2 protein-coding genes are annotated in these 2628 nt (G+C 44.0%); both read right to left on the reverse strand.

Translation table 11 applies throughout. The annotated features are described in order from the left end of the window. Positions 1–220: 220 nt before the first annotated feature. A complete protein-coding gene (locus tag ACIFQM_RS24595) occupies positions 221–766 on the reverse strand; it encodes a hypothetical protein (protein WP_430066359.1) in 546 nt (181 codons plus the stop codon). Positions 767–771: 5 nt separating this feature from the next. After that, the coding region (locus tag ACIFQM_RS24600) for a polymorphic toxin-type HINT domain-containing protein (RefSeq protein WP_430066361.1) at positions 772–2628 on the reverse strand (1857 nt) is incomplete at its 5' end.

Raw genomic sequence — 2628 nt, forward strand, 5'->3', positions numbered from 1 at the left:
CTCTTGATCATAGCGGTTAAGGACCGGTTAGGGTATAATCGTCAACACTTGAACGAGTACGTACATTTGCATTTGAAGAACTATCATATGGTCTGATGAGAGTAAAGTTCTATTTGAGACTGCCGCCCGATTCATTCGGCACTGGGTGGGGGATAAGAAAGACCTTGAGGATTGTCGCCCCCAAGGTCGGTTACTATAGTAGTTCTATTTTGATATCAAATTACTTGCCCCTTAATGCTTCAAAAAATGCTTTTCCACAGTTCATAGGTTCAGTAATACAATTATAGGGCAGGGAGTACATTTCGTAAAATCTCCGCTTTTTTTGCTCAAACGCTTTCTGACTCCTTCTTATTTGAAAGTCGTTTGTTAAGTCTATCTCCTCTTTCAGGCGCATATCAATAGTTTTCATTCGTAGCTGCTCATTCAAAACCTTGCAAATAAATACAGCCACTTCAAATGTTTCTTCATTGCTAGTTACCGCAAAACGTACCGAAATTTCCTCTATACCTTCCTTTTCAACTAATCCGGCGTTTATTTCGATCTCAACAATACTTTTAACATCTGAATAAACATAATAACATTCCGCCTTTTTTCTTACTGTTATATCGGGTGGTACATATGCTCGAATCCCTTTTATAGATAAAATAGCTTCAACTGCTTTGGAAAAAGGGATTCTTTTCCCTCCCACATAATCAACAATATCATCTTCAATAGTAACTTGGGAGTCATGTGGAACCAATAACAAGTTGTATGATTCTAAACCCATTACAATCACCTTCCGTAATATTCATTAAGCAACTGCTCTGGAGTTCTCTTATAAATGTCTCTGAGATCCTGCTCTGTTAACATTTTAACTGGTACATTCTCAATGCCTGCTTGCCTTGCTGCTTTAGCCCTATGATGTCCATTTACAATTAAGTTTTTACCATTTATTTGATATATCTCTATTGGGTCACCATCCCATCCGTTCTTTTTCATATTCTCAGTAATGTTTTTTAGAGTCTTCTTTGATATTGCATCGCCTGTTCCCTCTAAATCCCAGACTTTCATTACATCACAACCAGTATTATGAACCCAAATCCCCAAATCACTGACAAAGTACGTATGGAAGTCTGCAACAGTAAAGTTATAAACCTTAACCATTTCATCATGCTTAACATTCTCAATGTTATCAATCGCCAATGTATTTCCATTGCTCTGCTGTAGCTTATCCCCCACCTGCAAGTCAGCCGCTAGTACCCAGCCTTTACCTTCAACCCAAAACGGATGATTGTCGGTTGTTTCGATAACTTGGTCGCCTATGGTCAATTCATAGATGATTTCCTTATCATTTCGATACAAATGTGTAACTTCCTTGTAAGCCTGCTCCCCAGTCTCTTCATTCTTCGAGAGAACCTTATCTCCGACTGTAATGTCTTCGATATTCTTCTCCCCTTCGTCTGTTTGAACCTTCGTCCCTGCGGTAAAGCAATTACACCCTCTTAATGATTTTCCTTTGCTCCCTTTGCCACCAACTTTTACATCACCAATCATCCCCATCGCCGCTATCCCAAGGACTTCGGCATCTGTCCAATTTTGGTATGCACTTAACAACTGTCCTCTTGCCCAATCTGACTTGCCTGCACTATTCTTATAGCCACTCGTTCCCGTTAACAGGTCGTATAAGTAATTGTACTGGTTTGCTCCTCCAAAAACCGACGAAAAATCATATCGTTTCCGTATGAAGTCCTTGTATACCTGGTAATCCTGATTCTTGCTGGAACTCGATTTAACCCTCGCTTCATTTAGTAATATTCTAAGTTCCTGATAATCAAGGGTTTCAAAAGAATGTCCACTCGGGTCTACATAAATTAGTGGATTATTCGCTACATACGCATACCCATTCAAGCTCTGCGGATCGCTCATCTCGCCCTGATACGTATCCTCGCCCATAAAACGCGCTGTGCCCGGATCATACCAACGTGCGCGCAAATACTGGAGTCCGGTCGTCTCGTCCCAATACTCGCCAGCATAGCGCAGCACGTTCGGTACGGTCTCTTTCACCGTCTTCGGGCCGCCCCAGATGTCGTAGCTGTAGCTGTTCAGCTCCTTACCCGAGCTATCACTCAGGCCCACCACATCCCCGTGGCCGTTCAGCTGATAATATTGCAGCTGTCCGCTGGCCTTGTCCTGTCTCGCCCATAGTTGACCGGACAAGTCATACACGTAAGCGTACGTGATCTTCGCCGTTCCACCTTCAACCTCGGCTTCCGCCATTAGCTTCGCTTCTTCATCGTAGTAATACCGGGTCGTTTGGCCACCCTCCGTACGCTCGTACAGCAGCCCGTCTCCGTTATAGCTGTACCTGACCTCTTTCCCCTCACCGTTCACATTTGTCAGACGACTGACAGAATCATAGCCATAACTGGCGTTTTCCATACCGAACACCTTGCCGCTGCCTTCCGCGCTTCGGTTTCCATTCGGATCGTAGCCGTAGCTCTTGTTCTTCTCACCTGCGGCTTCGCTGGCGATTCGGTTGGACGGGTCATATCCAAATTGATCCGTGGTTCCGTTTTGTGTACGTCCGATGATGTTTTTATTCCCATCCCGCTCATACCCAAATTGGTGCAGCGCCGCACCGCCTTGCTC

It is taken from the genome of Paenibacillus sp. NRS-1782, assembly GCF_050467685.1.
Lineage (GTDB): Bacteria > Bacillota > Bacilli > Paenibacillales > Paenibacillaceae > Paenibacillus > Paenibacillus terrae_A.